This is a genomic window from Streptomyces sparsus (assembly GCF_054776295.1).
The window spans coordinates 1-1,440 of the sequence record NZ_BAAHCA010001115.1 but is presented as its reverse complement, the minus strand read 5'-3'; the positions used below and the strand labels follow the sequence as shown (position 1 = coordinate 1,440).

The following is a 1,440-nucleotide window of genomic DNA, read 5'->3' as shown; positions in this document are numbered from 1 at the left end:
GCTCGGGTTCCGGTTCGTCGATCTGGAGTGCCGGGTGGCCGACGAGGCCGGGTTGCAGTTCACGGAGCCTGCTCGCCAGCTCGGCCGCCCGCAGCCGGGACGCGGGCGCCTTGGCGAGGCACTGGTGGATGAGCCGCCACAGCTCGTCCGGGATGCCGGGCAGCGGCGCGACGGCCTCGGTGACGTGCCGCCGCAGCACGGCGCCGGGATGGCCGCCGCCGAACGGGGTGAACCCGGCGAGCAGCTCGTAGAGCACGGTCGCCAGCGCGTAGATGTCGACGGCGGCCCGCGGCGGCAGCCCTTCGACGATCTCCGGCGCGACGTAGTCCGGGGTCCCGACGACCCGGCCTCCGCCGCCCCTGCGGGGCTCGTCGATGAGCTTGGCGACCCCGAAGTCGGTCAGCAGGGCGTGCCCGCTGTCCTCGTCGAGCAGGATGTTCTCGGGCTTGACGTCCCGGTGCACGTAGCCGGCGGCGTGGGCCGCGGCGAGCCCGTCGGCCACGTCGGCGGCCAGCGCGACCGCGGTGTGCGGGGTCAGGCGGCGCTCCCGGTCGAGCAGGGTGCGCAGGTCGGTGCCGCGGACCAGGTCCATCACCAGGGCGAGGTCGTTGCCGTCGACCACCAGGTCGCGCACGCCCACCACCCGTGGATGGTCCAGGCTGACCAGCGCCGCACGCTCCTGCACGAAGCGGCCGACGAGTTCCTGGTCGGCCGCGAGGTCCTCCCGCAGCAGCTTGAGGGCCACGGGCCCGTCCGGACCCGACCCCAGCCAGACTGTGCCGGCGCTGCCGCGTCCCAGGATCTGGTGAGCGGTGTATCGGCTGCCGATCTTCCGTGCCATGACGACAAAGTTACGCGGAGCGGAGGCTCCGAGGGGGCCCGGATGACGACAAGCACCACTTCTGGGCGGGAAAGACCCCCGGATAAGTCGACAAATACCCGAACCGGCCGCCTTCGCGGGCCCGGTCGGCCACTCCCGGCACTTCGGGCGGGGTCTCGGAGAGGCCCGCCCGCACGACACCGGTGACGGCCCCGGCGCAGCCGCCACCGGACCTACCGCCACCGGGCCGGAGCGTCCCGGCCCGGCGAGCGTCAGTAGCCGACGGCCTCACGCACCGAGGCGAACCAGTCCGTCATCGTCTGCCAGAAGCTGCGCCCCTCCGCCACCCACTCCGGGACCGGGGTGAAGTTCCAGATCAGCGCCACGATGGCCACCATGATCAGGATCATGAAGAGACAGCCCTTGAGGCAGCCGAGGCCAGGGATGCGCATCGGGTTGGAGCTGCGCCGTCTCGGCTCCCGGGGCTCACGCGGGGGGCGCGGGGCAGGGCGCTGCGGCGGCTCGTAGCGCTGCGGCGGGGGTTGCTGTTGCGGCGGCGGCGCGTACCGCTGCTGCTGGGGGGCGTACTGCTGCGGGGACTGCCGCTGCCCGTGCTGCTG

The 1,440-nt window shown here is 73.5% G+C and carries 1 protein-coding gene and 1 pseudogene; both read right to left on the bottom strand.

What is annotated here, in order from left to right; genetic code table 11:
• On the bottom strand, nucleotides 1-841 hold an 841-nt coding region (locus ACYVE9_RS26735), incomplete at its 3' end, for a serine/threonine-protein kinase (protein WP_461030474.1).
• Nucleotides 842-1,092: 251 nt separating this feature from the next.
• Nucleotides 1,093-1,440, bottom strand: a pseudogene (locus ACYVE9_RS26730) (serine/threonine protein kinase); the annotation flags it as partial.